At 60.8% G+C, this 25,644-nt stretch carries 28 protein-coding genes; 7 read left to right on the plus strand and 21 right to left on the minus strand.

From position 1 onward, the window contains the following. The first annotated feature begins 34 nt into the window (after positions 1 to 34). Complete coding sequence (locus D3878_RS12085) at positions 35 to 496, plus strand: hypothetical protein (RefSeq protein ID WP_119785695.1); 462 nt, start codon at positions 35 to 37, stop codon at positions 494 to 496. Here D3878_RS12085 and ruvC read toward each other — a convergent pair. The 8 genes from ruvC to tyrS all read right to left on the minus strand — a co-directional run bounded on the left by ruvC (position 493) and on the right by tyrS (position 7,119). Next, positions 493 to 1,035, minus strand: coding sequence for a crossover junction endodeoxyribonuclease RuvC (gene ruvC, locus D3878_RS12090; RefSeq protein WP_119785696.1), 543 nt, complete (start codon positions 1,033 to 1,035; stop codon positions 493 to 495). The two genes, D3878_RS12085 and ruvC, sit on opposite strands and share 4 nt — an antisense overlap. Before the next feature lie 10 nt (positions 1,036 to 1,045). Then, on the minus strand, positions 1,046 to 2,611 hold the full coding sequence (purH, locus tag D3878_RS12095) for a bifunctional phosphoribosylaminoimidazolecarboxamide formyltransferase/IMP cyclohydrolase (RefSeq protein WP_119785697.1): 1,566 nt from the start codon (positions 2,609 to 2,611) through the stop codon (positions 1,046 to 1,048). Between the two features lie 27 nt (positions 2,612 to 2,638). Beyond that, positions 2,639 to 2,875 carry a Fis family transcriptional regulator gene (locus D3878_RS12100; RefSeq protein WP_119787861.1) on the minus strand — a complete coding sequence of 79 codons (237 nt, stop codon included), beginning with the start codon at positions 2,873 to 2,875 and terminating at the stop codon, positions 2,639 to 2,641. 31 nt (positions 2,876 to 2,906) lie between these two features. Then, positions 2,907 to 3,923: a tRNA dihydrouridine synthase DusB gene (dusB, locus tag D3878_RS12105; protein ID WP_119785699.1), complete on the minus strand. Its 1,017-nt coding sequence runs from the start codon at positions 3,921 to 3,923 to the stop codon at positions 2,907 to 2,909. A gap of 91 nt (positions 3,924 to 4,014) precedes the next feature. Further along, entirely contained in the window at positions 4,015 to 4,662 is a 648-nt protein-coding gene (locus D3878_RS12110) for a histidine phosphatase family protein (RefSeq protein WP_119785700.1), read from the minus strand. Between the two features lie 7 nt (positions 4,663 to 4,669). Beyond that, positions 4,670 to 5,311: a YbhB/YbcL family Raf kinase inhibitor-like protein gene (locus D3878_RS12115; protein WP_119785701.1), complete on the minus strand. Its 642-nt coding sequence runs from the start codon at positions 5,309 to 5,311 to the stop codon at positions 4,670 to 4,672. Between the two features lie 103 nt (positions 5,312 to 5,414). Then, positions 5,415 to 5,870 (minus strand): D-aminoacyl-tRNA deacylase, encoded by a 456-nt coding sequence (dtd, locus tag D3878_RS12120; RefSeq protein ID WP_119785702.1) that lies wholly within the window; start codon positions 5,868 to 5,870, stop codon positions 5,415 to 5,417. Between the two features lie 10 nt (positions 5,871 to 5,880). After that, positions 5,881 to 7,119 (minus strand): tyrosine--tRNA ligase, encoded by a 1,239-nt coding sequence (gene tyrS, locus D3878_RS12125; RefSeq protein WP_119785703.1) that lies wholly within the window; start codon positions 7,117 to 7,119, stop codon positions 5,881 to 5,883. A 160-nt stretch (positions 7,120 to 7,279) separates the two neighbouring features. On the opposite strand from tyrS, the gene D3878_RS12130 reads away from it, so the two are divergent. Both D3878_RS12130 and D3878_RS12135 read left to right on the plus strand, forming a co-directional pair. Then, complete coding sequence (locus D3878_RS12130) at positions 7,280 to 8,647, plus strand: M23 family metallopeptidase (RefSeq protein ID WP_119785705.1); 1,368 nt, start codon at positions 7,280 to 7,282, stop codon at positions 8,645 to 8,647. An 88-nt stretch (positions 8,648 to 8,735) separates the two neighbouring features. Then, positions 8,736 to 9,929 carry an anhydro-N-acetylmuramic acid kinase gene (locus tag D3878_RS12135; protein WP_119787862.1) on the plus strand — a complete coding sequence of 398 codons (1,194 nt, stop codon included), beginning with the start codon at positions 8,736 to 8,738 and terminating at the stop codon, positions 9,927 to 9,929. 95 nt (positions 9,930 to 10,024) lie between these two features. Here D3878_RS12135 and erpA read toward each other — a convergent pair whose 3' ends face one another. From erpA to D3878_RS12175, 8 genes are all read right to left on the minus strand, one after another. Then, entirely contained in the window at positions 10,025 to 10,375 is a 351-nt protein-coding gene (erpA, locus tag D3878_RS12140; protein WP_119785706.1) for an iron-sulfur cluster insertion protein ErpA, read from the minus strand. Positions 10,376 to 10,433: 58 nt separating this feature from the next. Continuing rightward, positions 10,434 to 10,841 carry a bactofilin family protein gene (locus D3878_RS12145; protein ID WP_119785707.1) on the minus strand — a complete coding sequence of 136 codons (408 nt, stop codon included), beginning with the start codon at positions 10,839 to 10,841 and terminating at the stop codon, positions 10,434 to 10,436. 22 nt (positions 10,842 to 10,863) lie between these two features. Continuing rightward, positions 10,864 to 11,634 (minus strand): DUF6776 family protein, encoded by a 771-nt coding sequence (locus tag D3878_RS12150; protein WP_233556322.1) that lies wholly within the window; start codon positions 11,632 to 11,634, stop codon positions 10,864 to 10,866. Between the two features lie 18 nt (positions 11,635 to 11,652). Next, positions 11,653 to 12,696: an N-acetyl-gamma-glutamyl-phosphate reductase gene (argC, locus tag D3878_RS12155; protein WP_119785709.1), complete on the minus strand. Its 1,044-nt coding sequence runs from the start codon at positions 12,694 to 12,696 to the stop codon at positions 11,653 to 11,655. Positions 12,697 to 12,746: 50 nt separating this feature from the next. Further along, positions 12,747 to 14,972: a tetratricopeptide repeat protein gene (locus D3878_RS12160; protein ID WP_158592250.1), complete on the minus strand. Its 2,226-nt coding sequence runs from the start codon at positions 14,970 to 14,972 to the stop codon at positions 12,747 to 12,749. A 119-nt stretch (positions 14,973 to 15,091) separates the two neighbouring features. Beyond that, positions 15,092 to 15,496 carry a nucleotidyl transferase AbiEii/AbiGii toxin family protein gene (locus D3878_RS12165; RefSeq protein WP_119785712.1) on the minus strand — a complete coding sequence of 135 codons (405 nt, stop codon included), beginning with the start codon at positions 15,494 to 15,496 and terminating at the stop codon, positions 15,092 to 15,094. Next, positions 15,489 to 15,692 (minus strand): hypothetical protein, encoded by a 204-nt coding sequence (locus D3878_RS12170; RefSeq protein WP_119785714.1) that lies wholly within the window; start codon positions 15,690 to 15,692, stop codon positions 15,489 to 15,491. Before D3878_RS12170 ends, D3878_RS12165 begins: the two co-directional genes overlap by 8 nt. Positions 15,693 to 15,890: 198 nt before the next feature. Further along, positions 15,891 to 17,024: a porin gene (locus D3878_RS12175; RefSeq protein ID WP_158592251.1), complete on the minus strand. Its 1,134-nt coding sequence runs from the start codon at positions 17,022 to 17,024 to the stop codon at positions 15,891 to 15,893. Between the two features lie 253 nt (positions 17,025 to 17,277). On the opposite strand from D3878_RS12175, the gene coq7 reads away from it, so the two are divergent. Continuing rightward, positions 17,278 to 17,904: a 2-polyprenyl-3-methyl-6-methoxy-1,4-benzoquinone monooxygenase gene (coq7, locus tag D3878_RS12180; RefSeq protein ID WP_119785716.1), complete on the plus strand. Its 627-nt coding sequence runs from the start codon at positions 17,278 to 17,280 to the stop codon at positions 17,902 to 17,904. Between the two features lie 2 nt (positions 17,905 to 17,906). Here the strand turns inward: coq7 and D3878_RS12185 are convergent, their stop codons facing one another. Next, complete coding sequence (locus D3878_RS12185) at positions 17,907 to 18,350, minus strand: OsmC family protein (RefSeq protein WP_119785717.1); 444 nt, start codon at positions 18,348 to 18,350, stop codon at positions 17,907 to 17,909. Between the two features lie 558 nt (positions 18,351 to 18,908). On the opposite strand from D3878_RS12185, the gene rplM reads away from it, so the two are divergent. Continuing rightward, on the plus strand, positions 18,909 to 19,337 hold the full coding sequence (rplM, locus tag D3878_RS12190; RefSeq protein ID WP_119785718.1) for a 50S ribosomal protein L13: 429 nt from the start codon (positions 18,909 to 18,911) through the stop codon (positions 19,335 to 19,337). A gap of 9 nt (positions 19,338 to 19,346) precedes the next feature. Then, the gene (gene rpsI / locus D3878_RS12195; protein WP_119785720.1) at positions 19,347 to 19,739 is read left to right on the plus strand and encodes a 30S ribosomal protein S9; all 393 of its coding nucleotides are present in this window, start codon (positions 19,347 to 19,349) and stop codon (positions 19,737 to 19,739) included. A 52-nt stretch (positions 19,740 to 19,791) separates the two neighbouring features. Here rpsI and D3878_RS12200 read toward each other — a convergent pair whose 3' ends face one another. From D3878_RS12200 to D3878_RS12215, 4 genes are all read right to left on the minus strand, one after another. Then, positions 19,792 to 20,604: a DUF3025 domain-containing protein gene (locus D3878_RS12200; RefSeq protein ID WP_119785722.1), complete on the minus strand. Its 813-nt coding sequence runs from the start codon at positions 20,602 to 20,604 to the stop codon at positions 19,792 to 19,794. A 22-nt stretch (positions 20,605 to 20,626) separates the two neighbouring features. Further along, positions 20,627 to 21,679 (minus strand): dihydroorotase, encoded by a 1,053-nt coding sequence (gene pyrC, locus D3878_RS12205; RefSeq protein WP_119787864.1) that lies wholly within the window; start codon positions 21,677 to 21,679, stop codon positions 20,627 to 20,629. Positions 21,680 to 21,784: 105 nt separating this feature from the next. Further along, entirely contained in the window at positions 21,785 to 23,071 is a 1,287-nt protein-coding gene (locus D3878_RS12210) for a Glu/Leu/Phe/Val family dehydrogenase (protein ID WP_119785723.1), read from the minus strand. Positions 23,072 to 23,179: 108 nt separating this feature from the next. Continuing rightward, complete coding sequence (locus tag D3878_RS12215) at positions 23,180 to 25,054, minus strand: ABCB family ABC transporter ATP-binding protein/permease (RefSeq protein ID WP_119785725.1); 1,875 nt, start codon at positions 25,052 to 25,054, stop codon at positions 23,180 to 23,182. A gap of 126 nt (positions 25,055 to 25,180) precedes the next feature. On the opposite strand from D3878_RS12215, the gene D3878_RS12220 reads away from it, so the two are divergent. Then, positions 25,181 to 25,585, plus strand: coding sequence for an acyl-CoA thioesterase (locus tag D3878_RS12220; protein WP_119785727.1), 405 nt, complete (start codon positions 25,181 to 25,183; stop codon positions 25,583 to 25,585). The last annotated feature ends 59 nt before the right edge of the window (positions 25,586 to 25,644 follow it).

Below are 25,644 nucleotides of genomic sequence, written 5' to 3' on the forward strand. Positions count from 1 at the left end.
TTGCATCCATCATACAGGACAAAGAGCCAATGCCATGCGCATTACCGCCCATTCCCCGCCCGCGCGCAGCTGGCAAGTGTTACCTTCGAGAATCGGCATCTTGCTAGGCATTCTGTGGGCGTTGCCGCTGACCCTGCTGGGGGCATTGCTGCTGATGCTGCCCACCCTGCTGTTGCGCGGCCGCATCGATATCGTCATGCGACCGACTCCGGCGCTGCTGGTACGCGGCCCGTTGGCCGACCGCATGCTCGAAGGCCATCCTTTCGGCGCCATGTGCGCCATGGCGATTGGCCATATCGTCATTGCGCAACGACAAGGCCTCACTGCACGCATTCTCACCCATGAACTGGCCCATGTCAGGCAAGCCGCGCACTGGGGTTTTGCATTTCCCGTGATATATCTTGCCGCAAGCATCTGGGCCTTCCTGCATGGCGAGGACGCCTACTGGAACAATTGCTTCGAGGTAGCGGCGCGACGCGCGGAGCAGGAGGCTTAGCCCACCAGGCGGCCGCCACGCACCCGCAAGCCGCGCTTGGCCAGCGCCGGCGCCAGGCCGCCCAGAATACCCAGCACATCGCTGTTATTGGCGTGGCAAATCGCCACCCCGAGGGCATCAGCCGCATCGGGGCCGGGTGCGCCCGGCAATTTCAGCAGGCGCTGCACCATCTCCTGCACCTGTGTCTTTTGCGCCTTGCCATGCCCGACCACCGCCTTCTTGACCTGCAGCGCGGTATATTCCGCCACCATCAAGTCGGCCGCCACCAGGGCGCAAATCGCCGCCCCGCGCGCCTGCCCGAGCAACAGGGTCGATTGCGGATTGACGTTGACGAACACTTTTTCGATCGCCGCGCAATCCGGGCGATAGGTCTGCACCACTTCACCGAGGCTGGTGAGGATGGTCTTGAGACGCTGCGGCAAATCGCCGTCCGGCGTCCTGATGGTGCCGGAGGCGATATAGGTCAGCTGGTTGCCTTGCTTGTGGATCACGCCGAAACCGGTGATCCGCAAGCCGGGGTCGATGCCGAGGATTTTCACAAACCTTGCATCAATGACGGAAGTGGCGGATGCCGGTGTACAGCATCACCACGCCGCGCTCGTCGGCGGCGTCGATCACTTCCTGGTCGCGCATCGAGCCGCCCGGATGGATCACGCAGGTAGCACCCGCATCGACCACCACATCGAGGCCGTCGCGGAACGGGAAGAAGGCATCCGACGCCACCGCCGAACCCACCAGCGACAGCTTGGCGTTCTGCGCCTTGATCGAGGCGATGCGGGCGGAGTCGATGCGGCTCATCTGGCCGGCACCGACGCCCAGCGTCATGCCGTTGGCACAGAAAACGATGGCGTTCGACTTGACGAACTTGGCCACGCGCCAGGCGAACATCAAATCCTGCAGTTGCTGCGGGGTCGGCTGCTTTTTGCTCACCACGCGCAATTCCGCCGGCATGACGTTTTTCGCATCCGGCGACTGCACCAGCAGGCCGCCGCCGACGCGCTTGAAATCGTACTGGTTGAGACCCTTGCCGAGCGGGATCTCGAGCAGGCGCACATTGGCCTTGGCGGAGAAAATCTGCCTGGCTTCCGCGCTGAAGGAAGGCGCGATCAGGACTTCAACGAATTGCTTGACCACCGCTTCGGCAGCGAAGCCATCGAGTTCGCAATTGAAGGCGATGATGCCGCCGAAGGCCGAAGTCGGATCGGTCTGCAAGGCCTTGCTGTAAGCTTCCAGCGCATTGGCGCCGATCGCCACGCCGCAGGGATTGGCATGCTTGATGATCACGCAGGCGGTGGCATCGAAGGTTTTCACGCATTCCCAGGCAGCGTCGGCGTCGGCGATATTGTTATATGACAGTTCCTTGCCCTGCAGCTGGGTATAGTTGGCCAGCGCCCCCGCGACCGGCTGCGCATCGCGATAAAAAGCAGCCGACTGATGCGGATTTTCACCGTAGCGCATTTCCTGCACTTTCAGGAATTGCTGGTTGAGCGTGGCCGGATAGGCGCTACGCGTGGCGTGCGCCTTGTCTTCGCCCAGCGCCGTGAAATAATTGGTGATGGCGCCGTCGTATGCTGCGGTATGCGCAAACACTTTTTTCGCCAGGTCGAACTTGGTTGCGTAGCTGACTTCGCCGGCGCCGGCCGTCAACTCGGCGAGCACGCGGGTGTAATCGACCGGATCGCAAATCACCACCACATCCTTATGGTTCTTGGCGGAGGAGCGCAGCATGGCCGGACCGCCGATGTCGATGTTTTCGATGGCGTCTTCCAGCGTGCACTGGTCCTTGGCCACGGTTTGCTGGAACGGATACAGGTTCACCACCACCATGTCGATGGTCGGGATATCGTGCTTGGCGAGAGCTGCCTGGTGCTCCGGGAAATCGCGGCGCGCCAGGATACCGCCATGCACCTTCGGATGCAGGGTCTTGACGCGGCCATCCAGCATTTCCGGAAAGCCCGTGTAATCCGCGACTTCGGTGACAGCCAGGCCATTCTCGGCGAGCAGCTTGGCGGTGCCGCCGGTGGACAGCAGCTTGACGCCCATGGTCGACAGTTCGCGCGCGAATTCAAGGACGCCGGTCTTGTCCGAAACGGAGATGAGAGCTTGTTTGATCATGATTGGACTTGCAAAAAGATAAGGAAATTATTGGAGCAAACCGTGTTGCTGCAATTTCTTGCGCAGCGTATTGCGGTTGATGCCCAGCATCTCGGCCGCCTGCGACTGGTTGCCCTCGGCGCGCGCCATCACCGCCTCAAGAATGGGTTTTTCAACGGTGAAAACCACCATTTCATAGACGTTCGTCGGTTGCTGTTCGCCCAGGTCCTTGAAATACTTTTCCAGGCTTTTCCTGACGACGTCTTGGATATTGTCTTTGCTCATTGTGTACAGATCGAAAATTCGCCACCGCCGCTCAAGCGACAAGCCGGTCGGCGGCCAGACCATATTGTAACCGCTCGCCATACCCCAACTGCTGATCGAAGAAAGTCTCCAGCGCCGCGAGTTGATCGGGGCACTGGTCCAGCAGGTTCATGCGGCGGCGGAATTCCTCCCCGCCCGGCAGCTCGCGCACATACCAGCCGATATGCTTGCGCGCCGTGCGTACGCCCAGGTACTCGCCATAAAAGGCGTAATGCGCCTGCAGGTGCTCGGCCATCACCAGCCGCGCTTCGGCCACCGTCGGCGCCGGCAGATAATCCCCGGTCTGCAGGTAATGGGCGATCTCGCGGAAGATCCACGGGCGCCCCTGCGCCGCCCGGCCGATCATCACGGCGTCGGCGCCGGTAAGCTCCAGCACATATTTCGCCTTTTCCGGCGTATCGATATCGCCATTGGCTACCACCGGGATGCCCACGGCCGCCTTGACCGCGGCAATCGTCGCGTACTCCGCCTCGCCACTATAGCCGTCGGCGCGCGTGCGGCCGTGCAGCGTCAGCATGGCGATGCCGCTGTCTTCAGCCATGCGCGCAATCGTCAGGGCATTCTTGTTGGCGCGATCCCAGCCAGTGCGAAATTTCAGGGTCACCGGCACATCGACCGATGCCACCACGGCTTGCAGGATGTCGCGCACCAGTTGCTCGTCCTGCAACAGCGCCGAGCCGCACCAGTTGTTGCACACCTTCTTGACCGGGCAGCCCATGTTGATGTCAATGATCTGGGCGCCGCGCGCGACGTTGTGGCGGGCGCACTCGGCCAGCATGCTTGGATCGGCGCCGGCGATCTGCACCGCTTTCGGTTCCATTTCGCCATCGTGGTTGGTGCGGCGCGTACTTTTCTCGGATTGCCACAGGCGCGGATTGGACGCAGCCATCTCTGACACCGCATAGCCGGCACCCAGCTGCTTGCACAATTGCCGGAATGGCCGGTCAGTCACCCCCGCCATGGGGGCGACGAAAACATTGTTGCGCAATGAATATGGGCCGATGTTCACGACAGGGGATGGGCGAAGGGGGAATCCGCTATTTTATCCCCAAAACGCCCTCTGCCCCCATCCATTCGCCGCATCTCGAACCCAATTGGGGTCAACTGCGGTCGATTTCATCCAGTACATCCTGCCGCAGGTGGGCAATATCGCCCCATTCCAGCACGCGCAAGGCGCTGTCGTTCCAGTGCAAGCGGTTGATGCTGGCGTTGCGGATATCGAAGTCGCGCGGCGCGGCCCAGCCGATGCCGCGGGCTTCGCGGCAGATGCATTCGAGCACGCCGCCATGCGACACCAGCGCAATCCGCCGCAAATTATGCGCCACCGCCAGCCCCGCCACCGCGCCAACCGCACGCGCGGCAAAGTCGCGCAGGGTTTCGGCGGGTTGCGCGCCGGGAGGCAGCACGGCATCGAGTTCGCGCGCCTGCCACGCCGCATACTCGCGCGGATAGCGCTCCCGAATGTCGGCATGGCGCAAGCCTTCGAAGGCGCCATAGCAGCGCTCGCGCAATCCTGTTTCGATCTGCACCGCGATGCCGCGTCCGGCGGCGATCGCCTGCGCGGTTTGCCTGGCGCGTCCAAGGTCGCTGGAAAAGATCGCATCCAGCGCTTCGCCACGCAAGGCCCGCCCCAGTGCCTGCGCCTGCCGCACGCCTTCGGCGTTCAGCGCGATATCCAGGTGGCCCTGCAGGCGGCGTTCGGTATTCCAGTCGGTTTCGCCGTGGCGGATCAGTAGTATCTCGGTCATGCGGCGCTCACTTGCTCAAGACGGGGTTCAGGGTATAGCTGCCGGACCATTGCGCCTGCGCCAGGACGTGTCCTGCCATCGCCGCGCGCACATCGGCGCCGGTGAACTTGCCTTCGACCGGCAAGCGGGCGAGATCCAGCGCATACAGGGTGAAAACATAGCGATGCGCGATGGCATCGTTCCATGGCGGGCAAGGGCCGTCGTAGCCGTGGTAATCGCCGGCCATGTCCGGGTCGCCGGCAAACCAGCCGGTGTAGTCGTTGATGCCATGCCGTGCTGGCGCAAGCGCGGGGTCAGCGATCCCCGGGCCCGGCTTGCCGCGCGGCGTCACGCCATTGCTGCAGGCGCCGGCTTCGATGCCAGCCAGTTGCGGCGGCAGGTCCACCAGCACCCAATGGAAGAAATCCACACGCGGCAAATCCGCCGGCACGGTGCGGCCTTCCTGGTTGACATCCTCGCCGCGCGACGGCACATCTGGATCGTGGCACACCAGCGCCAGCGAGCCGGTACCCGGCGGCAGGTCGCTCCAGGCCAGATGCGGATTTTTATTCGAGGACAAGGTCACATGGGCCAGCGGATCGATTACGCAAAAGGCGTATTCACCCGGGATGACAGCGCCGTCATGAAAGGAATTGCTCCAGAATTTCATGCGATTCTCCTGTAAGGAAAGGTCTTGACGTCCTGCTTTCGCAAAACAAACATACCAAAAACTTGCGCGCGGCGGCTTGACCCAGGTGGGTAATCGCAAAGATTCAGCGCGGCGGGGCCACTTGCAGCCAGAAGGTCACCGGACCGTCGTTGACCAGCGTCACCTGCATGTGCGCACCGAAACACCCGGCTTGCACTCGCTGCGCACCATGGCGGCCCTGCGCCCGGCGCACCACGTGATCGAACAGGCGCCGCCCGTCTGCCGGCGCAGCGGCCGGCGTAAACGAGGGGCGCGTGCCGGAACGGGTATCTGCCGCCAAGGTAAATTGCGGCACCAGCAGCAAGCCGCCGGCCACATCCTCGACACTGCGGTTCATGCGTCCGGATTCGTCGCCGAATACGCGGTAAGCCAGCGTCTTGGCCAGCAAGGCATCGGCTTCTTTTTCAGTGTCGCCACGTTCGGCGCACAACAGGACCAGCAAGCCGGCATCGATGGCGCCAACGACCTCGCCATCGACACTGACGCTGGCTTGCGCCACGCGTTGCAGCAGTGCGATCATGGCAGGCGCCTCAGGCCAGCGTGACGCGGGCGAACTTGCGCTTGCCAACCTGCAGCACGAACGCGCCGGCATCCACCTTCAGGCCCTTGTCGCTGACGACGGCGCCATCGATGCGCACGCCGCCCTGCTCGACCATGCGCAAGGCCTCCGAAGTCGACGCGCACAGGTTGGCTTGCTTGAGCAATTGCCCGATGCCCAGCGGCGCACCGGCAAGACTCACATCCGGAATCTCGTCGGGAATGCCGCCCTTGGCGCGATTGTCGAAATCGGCCAGCGCATCGCCGGCGGCCTGGGCCGAATGGAAGCGCGTGACGATTTCCTGCGCCAGCAGCACCTTGATGTCGCGCGGATTGCGACCTTCTTCGGCACTCCGCTTGAAAGCGGCGATCTCTTCCAGCGGGCGGAACGACAGCAATTCATAGTAACGCCACATCATGTCGTCGGAGATGCTCATCACCTTGGCGAACATGGTGTTGGCCGGCTCGGTGATGCCGATGTAGTTGCCCTTGGACTTGGACATCTTTTCCACGCCGTCCAGGCCTTCCAGCAGCGGCATGGTGAGAATGCATTGCGGCTCCTGGCCGCTTTCCTTTTGCAGCTCGCGGCCCACCAGCAGGTTGAATTTCTGGTCGGTGCCACCCAACTCGAGATCCGAGCGCAGCGCCACCGAGTCATAGCCTTGCATCAGCGGGTACAGCAGTTCGTGCACCGAGATCGGCGTGCCGGCCTTCAGTCGCTTGGTGAAATCGTCACGCTCGAGAATGCGCGCCACCGTGTATTTGGCCGCCAGCTGGATCATGCCGGCAGAGCCGAGGGCGTCGCACCATTGCGAGTTGTAGCGGATCTCGGTGCGCTCCTTGTCGAGCACCAGACTGGCTTGCGCAAAATAGGTACGGGCGTTCTGCTCGATCTGTTCTTTCGTCAGCGGCGGCCGGGTGATATTGCGCCCGGATGGATCGCCGATCATCGAAGTGAAGTCGCCGATCAGGAAAATCACCTGATGCCCGAGATCCTGCAACTGCCGCAGCTTGTTCAGGACTACGGTGTGGCCCAGATGCAGATCTGGCGCGGTCGGATCGAGACCCAGCTTGATGCGCAAAGGCTTGCCGGTCTGTTCGGCGCGCACCAGTTTCTGGATGTAATCGGATTCGATGAGCAATTCGTCAACGCCGCGCTTGGTGATCGCCAAAGCTTGCCTCACGGCATCAGATAATGCAGAAGATTGCTGCGGCGCAGCAGGATCAATCATGTCCTTATTACCAGTCAATTTCAAATTTCCAGTCATCTGTATAAACTTCGTTTGAGAATCTTTCCTGGCTAGGTATAATCACCGATCGCCCCTCAACATTGCTGCCAATCAAATAACAGCAAAAACCAGGGAAAGAAAACGGTTGATTTTAACTGATTGCATGTTCTCTAGAGATAAATTGATCAACATGGGCACAAGCGCCAAGCAGCTGTTCGGTTCTACCCGCAAGTCCCGCATCGTGTCTTATTCGGCACTGGTGCTGGCCGTGTGCGCATTTGGCGCCGCTGGTGTTGCGCCAATGGCGCCGGACGCCGCCGACCTGCCGGTAAAAACGGTCGCGCTGGAACTGGCCTTGCCAGATCTGCAAAGCCAGATCGCCGCCCATCAGGAAGCCCCTGAATATTACGTCCGCGAAGAAAAAGTCCGCGCTGGCGACAGCCTCGCCACGCTGCTCAAACGCCTGGGCGTGGACGATGCGGCCGCCGCCGAGTTCATCAAGACCGACCATGCGGCCTACCAGGTATTGCAGCTCAAGCCCGGCAAGCAAGTCCAGGCGCAGACCGACACGGACGGTCAGCTGCAATGGCTGCGCACGACGCTGGGCAATGGCCGCGACGCTGCCAGCAACCTGATGATCCAGCGTGCCGGCGACGGGTTCACGGCGAAACAGACCCCGGCAGCCCTGGAAAAGCGGGTGGAAATGCGCAGCGGCGAAATCCGCTCATCGCTGTTTGCCGCCACCGACCTGGCGCTCATCCCGGACAATGTCGCCACGCAAATCGTTGACATGTTTTCCACGGACATCGATTTCGCTTCCGACCTGCGCCGCGGCGACCACTTCAACGTGGTCTATGAAACTTTCTGGCAAGGTGGTGAATACATCCGTGCCGGCCGCGTACTGGCCGCGGAATTCGTCAATGGCGGACGCCCCTACCAGGCAGTCTGGTTCGACGAGCCGGGCAGCAGCCAGGGCGGCGGCTATTTCGGTTTCGACGGCAAGTCCCTGAAAAAGGCGTTCCTGAAATCGCCGCTGGAATTCTCCCGGATATCTTCGGGCTTTTCGATGCGCAAGCACCCGATTTCGGGCAAGTGGAAGGCGCACAAGGGTGTTGATTTCGCCGCCGTGACCGGCACGCCGATCCGCGCCGCAGCCGATGGCGTGGTCCAGTATGTCGGCGCCCAGGGCGGCTACGGCAATGTCGTGGAAATCAAGCACTGGGGTAATTATTCGACCGCCTATGCGCACATGAGCCGCTTCGCCAGCGGCATCCGCAAAGGCATGAAAATCAACCAGGGCGAACTGATCGGCTATGTCGGCAGCACTGGCTGGTCCACCGGTCCGCATCTGCACTATGAATTCCGCGTCAGCAATGTCGCGCGCGACCCGATGGCAGTCGACATGCCCACGACCCAGCCGCTGGCCGGGGCAAACCTGCAACGCTTCCGCAGCGTGGCCTCGGACATGCTGCATCGTTTCGCCCTGCTGAATCCGGCTGGGACCGATACCCGCCTGGCCGCAATCAAGTAAGCGGGATCGCCGCGCCCGGCGGCGGCCCCGGAAAAAACCGTTCGTGACCCAAGGCTTGTAAAATCAAACCTTCATGAACGGTTTTTTTATGCCCCCACAAGCTTCCTCCTCATCTTTGTATATCGGCCTGATGTCCGGCACCAGCCTGGATGGCGCCGATGGTGTTCTCGCCGCCTTCCCCGCCGATTATCGTGGTGGCCCGATCGAGACCTTGGCCAGCGCGTATATCGCCTTCCCACCGGAGCTGCGGCGCGACATGCTGGCGCTGCAAGCGGCCGGCAATGATGAGATCCACCGTGAAGCCCTGCTCGCCAATACCCTCGCCAGCCACTATGCCGCCTGCGTTGTCAGTCTGCTGACGCAGGCGGGGGTGGCGCCGCGGCAGGTCGCGGCCATCGGCGTGCATGGCCAGACCATCCGGCACCGCCCGGAACTGGGCTATACCCGCCAGACCAACAACCCCGCCCTGCTGGCCGAATTGACCGGCATCGATGTGGTCGCCGACTTCCGCAGCCGCGACATCGCCGCCGGCGGCCAGGGTGCGCCGCTCGTGCCCGCCTTCCATCAGGCGGTATTTGCCGCTGCCGATACGGTGAGAGTGGTCGCCAACATCGGCGGCATCAGCAACATCAGCGTGCTGCCGCCACGAAGCGGGGACGCCAACCCGGTTATGCCCAGCGCGCCAGGCACGCCAGGAATAATCGGCTTCGATACCGGCCCCGGCAATGTCCTGATGGATGCCTGGATCGGCCTGCACCAGGGTCTGGCGTATGACAGCAATGGCGACTGGGCGTCCAGCGGCAGGGTTTTGCCAACCCTGCTGGACGCCTTGCGCGACGAAGCATTTTTCAGCCTGGTGCCGCCCAAAAGCACCGGCCGCGACTTGTTCCACCTGGAATGGCTGCGGCAGAAACTCGCTGCAGCCGAGATGACCGGCACCACACCCCCCCCCCAGGATGTGCAGGCGACCCTGGCATCCTTTACTGCCACCACCCTGGCCGACGCCATTGCCAGTCATGCCCCGGGTGCCGCTGCCGTCTACATCTGCGGCGGCGGCGCCTGCAATGCGCATCTGCTGCTGCAACTGCAAAGCGCCCTGGCGCAACACCATATGCACATCGCAGTCGACTCCACCGCGGCGCTGGGCATGCCGCCCAACCATGTCGAAGCACTCGCCTTTGCCTGGCTGGCGCAGCGCTTTTGCCTGCGTCAGCCAGGCAACCTGCCGGCGGTCACCGGCGCCCGGGGCGACCGCATCCTGGGTGCGCTGTATCCGGCCTGAGCCATGCGGCCATTCGGCGGCGAACCTGCGATGCGCATACAGCGGACGCAAAAAAAGCGCAGACTACGCTGCGCTTTGTGCGAGAGCAGAAAAGCCTAAGCCGAGAACGACGAGCCGCAACCGCAGGTGGTGGTGGCGTTCGGGTTCTTGATGACGAATTGCGCACCTTCCAGGTCGTCCTTGTAATCGATTTCAGCGCCCACCAGGTACTGGTAGCTCATCGAATCGATCAGCAATTGCACGCCGTTCTTGGACATGGTGGTGTCGTCTTCGTTGACGATTTCATCGAAGGTAAATCCGTACTGGAATCCGGAGCAGCCGCCGCCCTGCACGAATACGCGCAACTTCAGGTCGGGATTGCCCTCTTCCTCGATCAATTGCGCGACCTTGCTGGCGGCGCTGTCGGTAAACACGATCGGTGCGGGCATTTCTGTGATGGCATTCATGACTTACTCCTACTGGAAACGTTACGGCAGATGCAGCATTATAACCCGATACAAATACTCAGGTATTCGTGCCGACCAGCTTGGCCGGCGCCGCCAGTTTCAACACCGGCTCTTCCACCTGGTCATGCGTCAGCTTGCCGGACACGAGGGCGCCGCCATGCATTTCCAGCGCCTTGTAATTGACATCGCCGGTAATGCGCGCCTTCGGTTGCAATTCCAGCAACTCGCAGGAATAGACTGATCCGTTGATCTGGCCATTGACCACGAGGTGCGCCGCGCGCACCTCGCCCTCGATCACCGCATGTTCGGAAATCACCAGCATGCTGGCCAGGCTCGGATCGGCGATCACATTGCCGCGGATATGGCCATCGATACGCAGCCCCCCCTTGAAATGCAGGTTGCCCTCGATTCTGGTGGATAAGCCGATCAGGCTATCGATGGTGCTTTTGCTTTTGCTGCCAAACATGATGGCACTCCTTTGACAATTTTTACGGCTTGGCCGACTGTTGCGCGCGCAACTGGCCTTTTTCAAGAATGCGCGCCTGCACGGCTTGCAAGGTGACGCCTTCCGGCAAGCTCAACATTCCTTCCAGCCGCTGATAATGCCGGAAGCCGAGCTTGAACTTATCGCTTTCGCCTGATTTGCTGTCAGGGAAAATTATCATAGCACTTTTCCCATCGCGCACCACGCTCACCGCCAATTGCAAGTTTCCGGCAAATTCACGGTCTCCCTTACCGCCTTGCATCACTAATAAGCGATATTTCAATTGATTTGGCGCAATCATCTCGGTAGTCAGGCGGCGAATCGTAATCCCTTGCGCACCTGTGCTGGCTGGCAACAAGCTTTCAAAGAATGCCAGGTCTTCCTTCAGGCGCGCATTTTCGGTCACCAGGTTTTTGACTTGTGCCGCCAGTTGCGTTTGCGCGGAACGCTCGATCTGCAACTGGCTCCCGGCGGCATCGACGCTGCCGGCATAGCGATCGCGCTCGGCGCTTGCCTGCGCAAGCTGCTCGCGCAACTGGCGCACGTCATCTGCGCCAACCCCGCTGACACCGCTGCCACGCCCGGCAAGACTGCGCCCCAGATCGTAGGTAGCCAGGGCGATCGCACCGGCCAGGCCCAGCACAACCGTCACCAGCAAGAGCCGCAGCGGCCACGGCAGATGGCGCCGGATGCTGACCCTGGGCGCGGCGACCGACAGGCGCCGGCGCCACAGCTTCATGCGCAGCGATGGCCCGAACAGTTTCCTCAGACTCATGAACGGGATACGCGCCGCTTACGGCAACACCGGCACATGCGCCAGGCCGGTTTTTTCATCCAGGCCGAACAGGATATTCATGCATTGCACGCCCTGGCCGGCTGCGCCCTTGACGAGATTGTCCTCGACTACCAGGATCACCAGCAAGTCGCCGCCGCCGGGGCGATGCACGGCGATGCGCAGCATGTTCGAGGCGCGCACCGAACGGGTCTCCGGATGGCTGCCGGCCGGCATGACATCGACGAATCGCTCGCCTTTGAAATGATTTTCATACAAGGCCTGGAAATCGGTATCGCGCGCTTCCGGCAGGATGGTCGCATACAGCGTCGAATGGATACCGCGGATCATCGGCACCAGATGCGGCACGAAGGTCAGGCCAACCTTGCGCCCGGCGATGGCCTGCAGCCCCTGCACGGTTTCCGGCAGATGGCGATGACCCTTGACGCCATAAGCCTTGAAATTATCCGAAGCTTCCGCCAGCAGGGAGGAAATCTCGCCCTTGCGGCCAGCCCCCGACACGCCGGACTTGCAATCGGCGATCAGCGCGGATTCATTGACCAGCGGCTTGCCCTGCGCCAGCAAGGGCGCAAAGCCCAATTGCATGGAGGTTGGATAGCAGCCGGGCAAGCCGATCAGGCGCGCCTGCTTGATCGCTTCCCGGTTCACTTCCGGCAAACCATACACGGCTTCGCGCAGCAAGTCCGGGCAGGAATGCGGCATGCCGTACCATTTTTCGAATTCGGCGGTGTCTTTCAGGCGGAAATCGGCTGCCAGGTCGATGACTTTCACGCCGGCCGCCAGCAATTCCGCCGCCTGCGCCATCGCCACGCCATGCGGCGTAGCAAAAAACACCACGTCGCACTCCGTCAGCTTCGCCTTTTCCGGCGCGGAAAAGGCCAGCGAGACATGGCCGCGCAGCGAGGGGAACATGTCCGCCACCGGCAAGCCGTCTTCCTTGCGCGACGTGATGGCGGCCAATTCCACCTCAGGATGCGCCGCCAGGATACGCAGCAATTCCACGCCGGTATATCCGGTACCACCAACAATGCCAACCTTGATCATAATTTCCTCACGCTTCAACAAGCCAGTATTTTACGAGAAGTCGGTGGCAATCAGCCACGCTTGCTTACCCAGAACTGGTACATCCCGGCGAAAATAGCCGGATTTTCTTCTTCCACCACCTCCCAGTTGGCCAGCGAATCACAGGCCGGGTTGCCCGGGAAGCGGGCCAGATAGCGGTTGCGGGTTTCCGGATTGGAAAATTCAAAACCCAGGAATTGCAGGCCGAGCTGGTCGAGACAGGCTGCAATTTCCAGCGGCGAATAGACATGCTCCTGCACATGAAAGATCAGGTCGCGGCAAGCGCTGGTGCTGTAAAAATCCGGGCTGATGGCAATGTCGCCGATGTCGATGCCGCTACCGCCCTGCATCACGTCGCGCCGGAAGCGGCTGATACCTTCGCGTGTGGCAGCATAGCCTTTTTGCACCACCAGTTCCCGCAGCGCGCTCACCTCGCGCCGCGCGCGACGGCTGTACAGGCCGATGTTCATGTAGCCGTGCGGGCGCAGCAATCCCGTCAGCACGCGCCAGCCTGCCAGCGGGTCACGCATGTGATGCAAGACGCCGCTGCAGACAATCAAGTCGAACTTCTGCTCCAGCGCACCCAGCTCCAGGATATCGCCATGGCGGAAATCGATATCCGCAACGCCGAATTCCCGCGTCGCCCGCATGGCATAGGCAAGACTGGTCTTGCTGATATCGACAGCGAGCATGCTGGCATGTGCGAAGGCTTGTGCAACCTGGAAGGCGTCGCTGCCGGTGCCACAGCCCGCGACCAGGATATCCGGCGCCGCCGGCAACCGCTCCGGCAAAGAAAAGTGCGGCAGGCGCTGGTGCAGGGCTTCGCGCAGCGGCTGCGCAATGCCAGGCTTGCCGCGCCGGCGCCAGCGCGGATAGGGGTTTTCTTCATATTGCTGACGCACCGCTTGCGAAACCGCATCGGTCACTCCGCTCACGCCGGGGATCAGCGCCTTGATACGCTCCTCTTCAAGCAGCTGGCGCAACTGGCGCTCGAAGAGCAGTTGCATATATCCCTGCGGCCAGTTTGCCGACAGGATTTTCGCTGCGAAGGGGGCGCGATACAGGGCTTGGTAGCAAGCCAGCAGCGCCAGCTTGATGACCGGGCAAGTGGCCTGCTGATCCAGGACGCCGGCAACCTTGGACGTCAGGGCGGCGAGCACCTCCTGCTCTTGCGGCGTCACCGTATAGAGGTATTCGTTGGCGAAACATTGCAGGGCCAGTGCGCAGGCGAAACGCTCAAGCGCTGGCACGTCGGCCGCCGGTCCAGCCGACTCTTCTCGCGAGGCCGCCGCCAGCATGACTTGCCGCGCCAGCGTGAGCAACCGCTCCAGCCGGTAGTCGGTAATCAGGCTTTGCTCCAGGAGCGCCAGCAGCAGCGGCATTTCTACCAGGGGTCGCAAACTGCCGTCGGCCAGTGCCGCGGCGATCCGGGCCACACCACCTTGCGGGTCGTTTGCTGCAGCCAGCAGCGGCTGCACCTGGGGATCGCTACAAACGATGGCAGTCGTCATCCGTTCCAGCTTTTGTGGATCCAGCACATTCTTGTCGAAGGCACGCAGCAGCAAGTCCCGATCGACCAGCGTCAAAGCGTCTTCGCTCAATAATTCCAGGATGCCGGCATACAGGTGCCAATGGCCGTCCTCGTCAGACCGGATCTGCAACAAACGCTGACAGCACAGCAAGGCTTTCTTGAGTTCGCCCTGCCCCTGCAACAGCCTGGCCAGCGCCAGCAAGGCTTCGACGTAATCGGGCTTGAGCGACAAGGCCTGCTGGAACGCGGCAATGGCGTCGTCTGGCCGGCCCAGCGCATGCAGGGTCAAGCCCAGGTTGTGGTGCGCTTGCGGGTAATCGGCTTTTGCCGCCAGCGCCCGGCCAAAGCAAGCCTCGGCCTCAACCAGTCGCCCCATGGCGCGCCAGGCTTCACCCAGGTTGCTGTGCGCTTCGGCGAAGTCCGGCTGCAGTGCCAGCGCCTGGCCGATCATCTCCACTGCCTGGGCGTGGCGGCCAGTCTGGTGCAACAGCACACCGAGCAGGTGCAGCGCATCGACATCGGCCGGGGCCAGCACCAGCGCCTGGCGATAGATCGGCTCCGCTGCGGAGAGTTGGCCGTGCTGATGGTGTGAGAGCGCCGCTTGCAGGACCTGGCGGGCATTTTCGCGCCCTGCTGGCGGCGCTGCCGGCTCGCGCAGAGCGCAGCATTGCTTGTATTTTTTGCCGCTGCCGCATGGGCAGGGATCGTTGCGGCCGATTCTGTTCAAGTGGATTCCAGGGAAAATAGTGGGCGACGTGATAATGCAATGGCTAAACTTGTAGCGCCCCATGCGGGGGAGCTATTTTCTGTATTTTATCGCCGGGCTGCAGTGACTACTTATCCATATTAATCGGGATATTGGCGGATGCAGCTCCCAGAACGGCGGGAATATGGGAGATCAAGTCCGCCCTCGATGGCAATGCGCCCTTCACTGACCATTTCGACCTTGATCGGGATTCCATCCACCTCAAGCACGGTTCGAATACCGTACCGGTCCGCACGAACTTCGCGCAGATGCTTGATCGGTTCTGTCAATAATTGCCCAAGGTCTTGGGAAACGGTATTGCGCAATAGCCGATATCCATCGTTGGAAGCGCACAAGAAATCGATATCTACAGACTCCCTGTATTCATCGAGGGAAAGCACAATGGCAGTGCCGCCGCCAAAATAACACTCGGCTTCTTGTAACAAATCACGATTGAATGCGTGGAGTACTTTGGCGACCCGCTGGTGATGTGGTCGCTTAAACATTCAAGACCCCATGGCCGTACTGCCGAATCAGACGGTCGATCAACTGCTGCTCTTTTCGATCCAGCATGGCCTCATCCACGTAGCGCCAGTTGCGCTCATACATGGCAAGGACTTCGTCTTCTTCGACAAGATCATCTTCCCTGCGATTCCAGGCAATCAGTCGAAGCTGGGGATAGTCGGCAAGACGTAGCGGCATGGCATGCTTTCATTGCGATAGACGGGCCCGTACAGTGTAACCGCAGGGAAGCGCGTCTGCAAAGTCACGTGCTTACGGACTGGCAATCCCACACGCCCGCAATGATTCAAATAATACGCGAAAAAAAACGGGCGCCGAAGCGCCCGCTTTTCTTGTCAAACTACGACATTCTGCTTGTCAGGGGAAACCCCTGGACAATTAGAAGGTGTGGTGAATGCCGACACCGAAGGTCGAAGCGGTTTCGCCAGCAACCGGAGCAGTACCGGTGAAGGTGGTGCCTGCCAGGAACGGCTGGTAAGCGCCGTTACGGTCGTTGTCCAGGCGGCTATAGAACACGCCGACGTTGGTGCGCTTGGACAGGGCCTGGTCATAGCCCACGGTGTACATCTTGGCGCCCGAATCAGTCACGCCGGTACGATCGCCAGCCTTGGTGAAGCTGGCCATGACGGTGCCGTTGCCGATGGCATAGCTAAGCGGGATCGACCATGCGGTACGGGAAATCTTGCCACCAAAATTGGCGCCGGCGGCAACAGGCTGAACTTCAGCCCGGTCAACGCCGAGGCCAACCTTGAAGCCGGCGAACTTGTAGGAACCCGAGAAACGCAGTTGCTGGACGTCAGCACCGGTGCCGCCTTCAACTTCAGCGTCCCAGTAGGCCAGGTTCAGGTACAGCGGGCCGTTGGCGTACGCGCCTTGCAGGAAGTATTCCTTGCCATCGTTGTAGTTCGGATTGCCCGCGGTAACAACGCCTTCGTTGCTAAGGCCGCCAGCAGCAGCGATACCGACGGTGCCGCTGAAGCCGCTGATGTTCGGCGTACGGTAGGTGATCGAGTTGAGGCGGCGGGTGGTGTCCAGATAGCCCGCGCCGGTTTGATCGAACACGTTGAAGGTAGCCAGCATGCTGGTCGGGATCGAAGCAACGGTGCCGGTGCCGGTAATCAATTCGGTAGTCAATCCCTGGGTTGACATCCAGGTGTGCTTACCCAGGGTCACTTGGCCGAAGTCGCCCCTCAGGCCGACGAAGGTGTCGCCGTTGCCCAGACCGTTGCCGGTAGCGCCTTGAGCAGTGCCGACGTCGGTGTTGAAACGGTTTTCCACGTAGAACAGGGCTTTCAGACCGCCGCCCAGATCTTCAGTACCGGTCAACCAGAAACGCGAGTTGAAGTCGTCGTCGATGCGCAGTTCGTTGCTGGTTTGGCGAGCGGTGCTGCTGATCTTGTAGCTCTTGATGTTGGCGCGAATAACGCCGCCGATCGAAACATTGGTCTGTGCTTGAACGGTACCGGCAGCGAAGGCGCCCAGAACTGCGAGTGCGAGTAGCGATTTTTTCATTAATATTTCTCCGAGAGTTGTGAAGCTAAAGTTGTTTTGTTGCATCCAGCAAGGCCACTAGTGGAAACGTCCCTGCCGGCACTTCTAATCCTATTGGTCAAGAAGCTATGTGCCATTTCAGCAAAATCCGGCACCCAGGGCAAAGCAATTTTGGTTTTTATGGCAATATGGCGAGGGTTGTGTCGCTTCGGTGCAACAATTCATTTCTAATAGATAAGCCTCTGACAACGTTAGTTAAGGAAGTGTCAACGAAATGCGCGGACTCGACAAATTCATCATCGGCCTGGATGGCGCCTTGCGAACCGTGGCCGGCATCACCGCTGCCGGACGGCCGAACCCGGCGCGCGGGGCGCCCGAAAGTGTGCTGGATACCGCCGAGCGCCGCCACAGCGCGGGCCTGATGCGGGTGAATCACGTCGGCGAAGTGTGCGCGCAAGCGCTGTACGCTTCACAAGGACTGTTCGCCAAAAACGACGCTGTGCGACAACAATTCGAGGTTTCACAACGGGAAGAGGAAGACCACTTGGCATGGACCGCGCAGCGCCTGCGCGAACTCGATTCGCGCCCCAGCCTGCTGAATCCACTCTGGTATGCCGGCGCTTTCGCCATCGGCCTGGTCGCCGCACGCCTGGGCGATGCGCAAAGCCTGGGGTTTGTGGTGGAAACCGAGCGCCAGGTCGAGGCGCACTTGAACAGCCACCTGGACCTTCTACCGGCCGAGGATGCCAAGTCGCGCGCCATTGTCGAACAAATGCGCCAGGATGAGGTGGCGCACGGGGCCGCGGCCAATGGGCTTGGCGCAGCCAGCTTGCCGGCGCCAGTGCAGCTGGCCATGCGCGGCATGGCCAAGCTCATGACATCGACAGCCTATTATTTATAGCCTCATGCCGCTTGCGGCGCCGCATCATCTTCGACGATCTCGAAGGAATGCGTCATTTCAGCGGTTTTTTCCAGCATGATCGAAGCGGAACAATATTTTTCGTGCGACAGCTTGATTGCCCGCTCGACCAGGTTGGATTTCAGGTTGCGGCCGCGAACGATGAAGTGGAAGTGGATCTTGGTAAAGACTTTCGGGTCTTTTTCGGCACGCTCCGATTTCAGGCTGACATCGCAACCGCGGATGTCCTGACCGCTTTTGCGCAAGATAAGTACCACATCGTAGGCAGTGCAGCCCCCCGTGCCGGCCAGCACCACTTCCATCGGGCGCGGCGCCAGATTGCGCCCGCCCCCTTCAGGGGCTCCATCCATCGCCACTACATGGCCGGAACCGGTTTCCGCCAAAAAAGTCATCCCGGACAAGCCGGCCCAGCGCACTGTGCATTCCATGGTCGATCCATTCCTCAATTAAGTGCCATTATTGTAGCTGTTCTCGCCGGCTGAATAAGCAAGGGCAACAGTGACGATTGTTGCGAAAAAGATTTCAAAAGAGCAGGAATTGCGGCGAAATTGCTACGCCGCAGCAATAATCGAAGAACTCATCTCAATTTACAAGTGATTGAATTTAAACAATAAAAATATTTCACCTGAATGGGAATTGATTTATCCGGATGTAAATTGCATAATTTTCTTGCATTGCACAATAAGCTTACCTACACTGGTTTCATCGATTGCGGGTGTTTATTCAAAACGGATGCAATCAAGCTTTGTCTCCTCCACCCTCCTCCTTTGGCGTGGATTTCAGCCCGAAGCCTCATTGCTTCGGGCTTTTTTTATGCCGGCCGAAACCCGATGGGCATAGAATTTGACGGCAAGCCTTTGAAAAGGCTATAATTTTCGGTTCTTTCATTTGCTCAGAAAGAAGATAACAAGGTCGAGTCCGCAAAACGCTGCTGTTGGGCAAGCGGAACCGCCATTATTGAGCATTTATCCCATTAGGAAGTCATCATGAAAACCTTCTCCGCAAAAGGCCACGAGGTCCAGCGCGATTGGTTCGTGGTTGACGCGACGGACAAAGTCCTCGGACGTGTTGCCAGCGAAGTGGCACTCCGACTGCGCGGCAAGCACAAACCCGAATTCACTCCGCACGTCGACACGGGCGATTTCATCGTCGTGATCAACGCAGGCAAGTTGCGCGTTACCGGCACCAAGGCCCTGAACAAGAAGTACTACCGTCACTCCGGTTATCCGGGCGGTATCTACGAAACCAATTTCGAGAAAATGCAAGCGCGTTTTCCCGGTCGCGCGCTGGAAAAAGCCGTCAAGGGCATGCTGCCCAAGGGCCCGCTCGGCTACGCGATGATCAAGAAGCTGAAAGTGTACGCGGAAGCCTCCCATCCGCACGCTGCCCAGCAACCCCAAGCACTCGAACTGTAAGGAACGGACATGATCGGTAACTACAACTACGGAACCGGCCGTCGCAAGAGTGCAGTGGCGCGCGTGTTCATCAAGGCAGGCAGCGGCAAGATCACTGTCAACGGCAAACCGGCTTCGGAATATTTTTCGCGCGAAACCGGCCTGATGGTGATCCGTCAGCCGCTGGAACTGACCAGCAACCTGGAAACGTTCGACATCATGGTCAACGTCCATGGCGGCGGCGAATCCGGCCAGTCGGGTGCTGTGCGTCACGGCATCACCCGCGCCCTGATCGATTACGATGCAGCGCTGAAACCGGAACTGTCGAAAGCCGGCTTCGTTACCCGCGATGCACGTGAAGTCGAGCGTAAGAAGGTCGGCCTGCGCAAAGCACGTCGCGCAAAGCAATTCTCGAAGCGTTAATTCTCACGCTTTGCAGCACCAAAGCCGCCAGGTTCGCGCCTGGCGGCTTTTTTCATGCCGCGCGCCGCGGTGGACGAAATACCTGCCGGTCGGCATAGAAATCCGCATCCTGCCCAGCGCACCAGCCGGGCACACCAAGCACGGGCAAGGGCGTGAAATCGCCTGTGCGCAAACCGTCTTGCAATTGCCGTGTGATCGTATCGTCTATCCATGCGCACTGTTGTGGCCGGGATAGTGAAAAGAACCCCGCATCCGCCGGCACCACCCAGGTGTGTGCGGTGATCGCTTTGTAGGGGGCGACCAGTTTTTCCATCAGGGCGTGGCCGAACAGGAAAATTTCAACGGAATTGCCGAACGCCGGCCGCTGTTCCAGCAAGGTTTCTTGCCAGCGATGGGCGCGCAAGGCGTCAACCCACTGCGGATCAGAGCACACCAGCAAGGCTGCATTTTCATCGAAAATCGTCGCCGCATCGCGCAACTTGCCGCGCGCGCCGCCTGGCTTGTCTTCGGTAATGACGCGTGCCGCCCGGCTGGTGATTTCCGCTGCCTGCAAGGCATTCAATTGTTTTTTGATGGTCGGAAAGGTAAGCCAGACCAGCGCATTGAAAAAATCATGCAGGTTGTCGCGGGTCGGCACACCGCCGGTCGCGCCGATGAATTCCTCATAAGCGACGCCAGCCGGCAGATCGGCTTGCGGCACGAAACGGATCGGCAAGCCACGCTGGTTGCAAAGCCCTGCGGCATGCGCGGCATCGTTCAGGGCGGCGCGCCAGTCCGGCGCGGCCAGGATGGGCTGTGCGCTTGGCCGCAATAACGATAGCCACGGCCTTTCCCAATCAATCTGCTGCAGAAAAGGCGCCGCCATCGATGCTGGCCGGTCGGTCCGCTTAGGCCAGCTTCCAGGCTATCGTCTCGCCGGCGTTCAGCGGCACCAGGCTGGTCTCGCCGAAGGGCAATTCGACTGGCAAGGTCCAGGCTTCGCGCGTCAGGGTCACGCTGCCGGCATTGCGCGGCAAGCCATAAAACGCCGGGCCATTGAAGCTGGCAAAGGCTTCCAGCTTGTCGAGCGCCCCGGCGGCATCAAAGGCTTGCGTATACAGTTCCAACGCATGCAGCGCAGTGTAGCAGCCGGCGCAACCGCAGGCATGTTCCTTCAAGCCCTTTGGATGCGGCGCCGAATCGGTGCCGAGGAAAAATTTGGCACTGCCGGACGTGGCCGCCTTGACCAGCGCCAGGCGATGCTCTTCGCGCTTCAGGATCGGCAGGCAATAGTAATGCGGGCGGATGCCGCCCTTGAAAATCTCGTTGCGGTTGTACAGCAAGTGGTGGGCCGTGATGGTGGCGCCGACAAAACGATCGGCCGCCGCCACATAATCGGCAGCCTCGCGTGTGGTGATGTGCTCGAACACCACTTTCAGTTCAGGCAAGGCCTGGCGCAAGGGCTGCATCACCCGTTCGATGAACACAGCTTCGCGGTCAAACACATCGACCGCCGGATCGGTCACCTCGCCATGCACCAGCAGCGGCAGGCCCAGTTCCTGCATCACTTCCAGGGTCTTGTAGCACTTGGTCAGGTCGGTCACGCCGGCGTCCGAATTGGTGGTGGCGCCGGCCGGGTAAAGCTTCAACGCGTGGATGAAACCGCTGTCCTTGGCACGGCGGATTTCATCGGCCGGGGTGTTGTCAGTCAGGTACAAGGTCATCAGCGGTTCAAACTGCAGGCCGGCCGGCAGCGCCGCCAGGATGCGCGCGCGGTAGGCGGCGGCCTGTTCAGTGGTGGTCACGGGCGGTTTCAGGTTCGGCATGACGATGGCGCGCGCGAACTGCCGCGCGGTATGCGGCAAGACATCGGCGAGAACCGCGCCATCGCGCAGGTGCAGGTGCCAGTCGTCGGGACGGGTGATGGTGATGCTGACGGGAAGGTTTGCTGGGGTAGGCATGGCGGCTCGCTGGCTCATTCTGTCGAGCCGCCATTTTACCTTTCCTGCACCGTTCCTGCCCCCTTCCGCGCGACGGTCGGACGGCCGGCGCGGACCAGCGCCGCTTCAGGGATACAGGCCGCGCATCTCGTGCGCCTGCAATACCCGGCTGCAGCCGACGATAAAGGCGGCAGTGCGCAGCGACACTTTGCGCTCTTCGGCCAGTTGCCAGACGGCGGCAAAGGCTTCGCGCATGATGCGCGTCAGGCGCTGGTTGATTTCATCCTCGGTCCAGAAAAAGCTGGAAAAATCCTGCACCCATTCGAAATAGCTGACGGTGACGCCGCCGGCGTTGGCGATCACATCCGGCACAATCAACACGCCCTTGTCTTGCAGGATGTCGTCGGCGGCCGGCGTGGTCGGGCCATTGGCGCCTTCGACAATGATCGAAGCGCGGATGACATGGGCGTTGGCCGCGGTAATCTGCTGCTCCAGCGCCGCCGGCACCAGGATATCGCAATCGACCGCCCAGAAGGCGTCCTGCTCCGGCAGGGTGTCGGCGCCGGCAAACCCGGCCACCGTGCCGCTTGCAGCCGCATGCACCAGCAGCGCAGCGGTATCCAGTCCGCTGTCGCGCACCACCGTGGCCAGATGGTCCTGCACCGCGACAACCTTCGCGCCGGCTTCGGCGAACAGACGCGCGGCGACGCCGCCCACATTGCCGAAACCCTGGATGGCGATGCGTGCCCCGCCGATCGCCAGCCCGCTCCTCGCGGCGGCCTCGCAAGCGACCACGAACAAGCCACGCCCGGTAGCGGCCTGACGCCCGAGGCTGCCACCCAGCGACACCGGCTTGCCGGTGACCACGCCCGATACTGTATTACCCGCGTTCATGGAATACGTATCCATCATCCAGGCCATGACTTGCTCGTTAGTATTGACGTCAGGCGCCGGGATATCCTTGGTCGGGCCGATGATGATGCCGATCTCGCTGGTGTAGCGCCGCGTCATGCGCTCCAGCTCGCCGCGCGAAAGGGTCTTTGGATCGACCCGGATGCCGCCCTTGGCGCCACCATACGGCACATTCACTGCGGCATTCTTCACCGTCATCCAGGCCGCCAGGGCCATCACTTCCGACAAGGTGACACTCTGGTGGAAGCGCACCCCGCCCTTGCCCGGGCCGCGCGCGGTATTGTGCTGCACCCGGTAACCTTCGAAATGGGCGATGCTGCCATCGTCGCGCCGGATCGGCACATCCACCGCCAGGATCAGCTTGGGGCGTTTCAGGGTTTCCACCAGGGGCGCCAGCGCGCCGAGATAAGGCGTGACGCGATCGATCTGCTCGAGATAGACGCCCCAGGGGCCGATGTCATGCTGGGTCAGGTAGCTGGGGATTTGATGGGAAGTGGGCATGTGTCTCCTCCGTGGTCCGCTGCGTCGATCTTGAACCCGCAAACTTCAACCCACCCATCTTAGCAAGGATACGGCCGCCATGGCCGCCGTCGTCCTTGTCCCGGGTATTTATGCAACAGCGCTGGAAGCGCCCGAAGTGCCGATGTCGGCATCGGCGCTCGCCTCGCCGGCAGCAGGCGCCGTTTGCGCCTGCTGCCTGGCCCACATTTGCGCATACACGCCTTGCGCCGCCAGCAAGCCGGCATGCGTGCCGCGCTCGACGAGCCTGCCGTGGTCCAGCACCAGGATTTGCGCGGCATCGGCGATGGTCGACAGGCGATGCGCGATCACCAGCGTGGTGCGGTCTTTGGCGATCTCTTTCAACTGCGCCTGGATCGCCTGTTCGGCGCGGGAATCGAGCGCCGACGTCGCCTCGTCGAAAATCAGAATCGCCGGATTTTTCAATAATGTGCGGGCGATGGCCACGCGCTGCTTTTCACCGCCCGACAATTTCAGGCCGCGCTCGCCCACCATGGTGTTGTACCCTTCCGGCAGCGAGACAATGAAATCATGGATCGCCGCCGCCCGCGCCGCGGCGACGATATCCTCATGCGACGCGCCTGGCTTGCCATAGGCAATGTTGTATTCGATCGTATCGTTGAACAGCACGGTATCCTGCGGCACGATGCCGATCGCCTGACGCAGCGAGGCTTGCGTGACATCGCGCAATTCCTGGCCATCGATGGTGATGCGGCCAGCCTGGATATCGTAAAACCGGAACAAGAGGCGCGCCAGCGTCGACTTGCCGGAACCGCTGTGGCCGACCACTGCGGTGGTCGTGCCGGCGGCGATGGTGAAATCGACATCGGCAAGAATCTGGCGATTGCTTTCATAAGAAAAATTGACATGCTCGAAACGCACTTCGGCGCCGACAATCACCAGTGGCCTCGCATGCGGCGCATCGGCCACTTCGCGCTCCTGCTGCAACAGCGAAAACAGGCGATCCATGTCGGCCAGGCTCTGCTTGATTTCGCGATAAATCACGCCAAGGAAATTGAGCGGGATATACAACTGGATCATGAAGGCATTCACCAGCACCAGATCGCCCAGACTCATGCTGCCATCGATCACGCCGCTGGTGGCGCGCCAGAGAATCAGGGTCACGGCCGCCGCAATGATCAGCGACTGCCCGGTATTCAGCAGCGAGAGCGAGGTTTGCGACTTGACTGCCGCATTTTCATAGCGCTGAAAGTCCTGATCGTAGCGCCGCGCCTCGAGCTCTTCATTGCCAAAGTATTTGACCGTTTCATAATTGATCAGCGAATCGATGGCCTTGGTATTGGCTTTCGAATCCAGCTCGTTCATGCTGCGCCGGAAATGCGTGCGCCACTCAGTCACCACGACGGTGAAAGCGATATAGGTGACCAGCGCGCCGGCGGTAATCACGGAAAACCAGATATCGTATTGCAGCACCAGGTAGCCGATCACCAGGCCGATTTCAATCAGGGTCGGCAAGATGGAAAACAGCGTGTACGACACCAGCGAAGATACGCCGCGCGTGCCGCGCTCGATGTCGCGCGTCATGCCGCCGGTTTGCCGGTTCAGGTGGAAGCGCAGCGACAGCGCATGCAGGTGGCGAAACACTTGCAGGGCAATCGTGCGCACCGCGCGCTGGGTCACCCTGGCGAACACGAATTCGCGCAATTCGGTAAACAAGGTGGTGGACAGGCGCAACAAGCCATACGCCAGCAGCAAGCCGATCGGCAGCGCCAGCAACGCGCGCGTTTGTCCGGGGCCGAGCGTGAGGTGATCCACCAGGTGCTTCAGGACCAGCGGCACGCCGACATTGGCCAACTTGGCGCCGACCAGGAAAGCCAGCGCCAGCATGACCCGCCCCTTGTACGCCCACAGGTACGGCAACAGGGTCTTGATGGTGGTCCAGTCACGGCGCTGGTGGCTGGACGGCATGACGGGAGCTGGCTCGGAATTGGAATTGCGTCGCATTACGGGAAGGAAAAACGATCAGAATGGTTTATGCTTGGACAAACAAGCGATGAAATACATCCATTCTATCAATCCCTGCCACTGCGATGGCCGCGATTGAAAAACTGAAATTACTGGAAAGACCGAATGTCGAACGAACAGCGCACCACCCTACCACCAGGAAAAATGCCGGAATTGCGCGTTCTGCCGATGCCGGCCGATGCCAACATCCATGGCGACGTATTTGGGGGCTGGATCATGGCGCAAGTCGACATTGCCGGTTCGCTGCCTGCGGCGCGGCGCGCCAATGGCCGGGTCGCTACGATTGCAGTGAATTCCTTTCTTTTCAAACACCCGGTATTCATCGGGGATGTGCTGACTTTTTATGCGGACATCGTCAAGGTCGGCAAAACATCGATCACTGTCAACGTGGAAGTGTATGCCGAGCGCAACCGCCTGCAGGCGGAAACGGTCAAGGTCACCGAAGCCACGCTGACTTACGTGGCCACCGACGAAGAACGCAAGCCACGCACCTTGCCGGTTCTGGACTAGCCCACCCGCTCCAAACGCTACGTCCGAAAAAAACCACCGGTCAGGCAGGCGGTCTTGGG

Source organism: Noviherbaspirillum sedimenti, assembly GCF_003590835.1.
Classification (GTDB): Bacteria; Pseudomonadota; Gammaproteobacteria; order Burkholderiales; family Burkholderiaceae_D; genus Paucimonas; species Paucimonas sedimenti.

Coding starts and splice junctions, on each gene's coding strand:
- D3878_RS12085 (WP_119785695.1), top strand. CDS start 35: ATGCGCATTACCGCCCATTCCCCGCCCGCGCGCAGCTGGCAAGTGTTA.
- purH (WP_119785697.1), bottom strand. CDS start 2,611: ATGATCAAACAAGCTCTCATCTCCGTTTCGGACAAGACCGGCGTCCTT.
- D3878_RS12100 (WP_119787861.1), bottom strand. CDS start 2,875: ATGAGCAAAGACAATATCCAAGACGTCGTCAGGAAAAGCCTGGAAAAG.
- D3878_RS12110 (WP_119785700.1), bottom strand. CDS start 4,662: ATGACCGAGATACTACTGATCCGCCACGGCGAAACCGACTGGAATACC.
- D3878_RS12115 (WP_119785701.1), bottom strand. CDS start 5,311: ATGAAATTCTGGAGCAATTCCTTTCATGACGGCGCTGTCATCCCGGGT.
- dtd (WP_119785702.1), bottom strand. CDS start 5,870: ATGATCGCACTGCTGCAACGCGTGGCGCAAGCCAGCGTCAGTGTCGAT.
- tyrS (WP_119785703.1), bottom strand. CDS start 7,119: ATGATTGATCCTGCTGCGCCGCAGCAATCTTCTGCATTATCTGATGCC.
- D3878_RS12130 (WP_119785705.1), top strand. CDS start 7,280: ATGTTCTCTAGAGATAAATTGATCAACATGGGCACAAGCGCCAAGCAG.
- D3878_RS12135 (WP_119787862.1), top strand. CDS start 8,736: ATGCCCCCACAAGCTTCCTCCTCATCTTTGTATATCGGCCTGATGTCC.
- erpA (WP_119785706.1), bottom strand. CDS start 10,375: ATGAATGCCATCACAGAAATGCCCGCACCGATCGTGTTTACCGACAGC.
- D3878_RS12145 (WP_119785707.1), bottom strand. CDS start 10,841: ATGTTTGGCAGCAAAAGCAAAAGCACCATCGATAGCCTGATCGGCTTA.
- D3878_RS12150 (WP_233556322.1), bottom strand. CDS start 11,634: ATGAGTCTGAGGAAACTGTTCGGGCCATCGCTGCGCATGAAGCTGTGG.
- argC (WP_119785709.1), bottom strand. CDS start 12,696: ATGATCAAGGTTGGCATTGTTGGTGGTACCGGATATACCGGCGTGGAA.
- D3878_RS12165 (WP_119785712.1), bottom strand. CDS start 15,496: ATGTTTAAGCGACCACATCACCAGCGGGTCGCCAAAGTACTCCACGCA.
- D3878_RS12170 (WP_119785714.1), bottom strand. CDS start 15,692: ATGCCGCTACGTCTTGCCGACTATCCCCAGCTTCGACTGATTGCCTGG.
- D3878_RS12175 (WP_158592251.1), bottom strand. CDS start 17,024: ATGAAAAAATCGCTACTCGCACTCGCAGTTCTGGGCGCCTTCGCTGCC.
- coq7 (WP_119785716.1), top strand. CDS start 17,278: ATGCGCGGACTCGACAAATTCATCATCGGCCTGGATGGCGCCTTGCGA.
- D3878_RS12185 (WP_119785717.1), bottom strand. CDS start 18,350: ATGGAATGCACAGTGCGCTGGGCCGGCTTGTCCGGGATGACTTTTTTG.
- rplM (WP_119785718.1), top strand. CDS start 18,909: ATGAAAACCTTCTCCGCAAAAGGCCACGAGGTCCAGCGCGATTGGTTC.
- rpsI (WP_119785720.1), top strand. CDS start 19,347: ATGATCGGTAACTACAACTACGGAACCGGCCGTCGCAAGAGTGCAGTG.
- D3878_RS12200 (WP_119785722.1), bottom strand. CDS start 20,604: ATGGCGGCGCCTTTTCTGCAGCAGATTGATTGGGAAAGGCCGTGGCTA.
- pyrC (WP_119787864.1), bottom strand. CDS start 21,679: ATGCCTACCCCAGCAAACCTTCCCGTCAGCATCACCATCACCCGTCCC.
- D3878_RS12210 (WP_119785723.1), bottom strand. CDS start 23,071: ATGCCCACTTCCCATCAAATCCCCAGCTACCTGACCCAGCATGACATC.
- D3878_RS12215 (WP_119785725.1), bottom strand. CDS start 25,054: ATGCGACGCAATTCCAATTCCGAGCCAGCTCCCGTCATGCCGTCCAGC.
- D3878_RS12220 (WP_119785727.1), top strand. CDS start 25,181: ATGTCGAACGAACAGCGCACCACCCTACCACCAGGAAAAATGCCGGAA.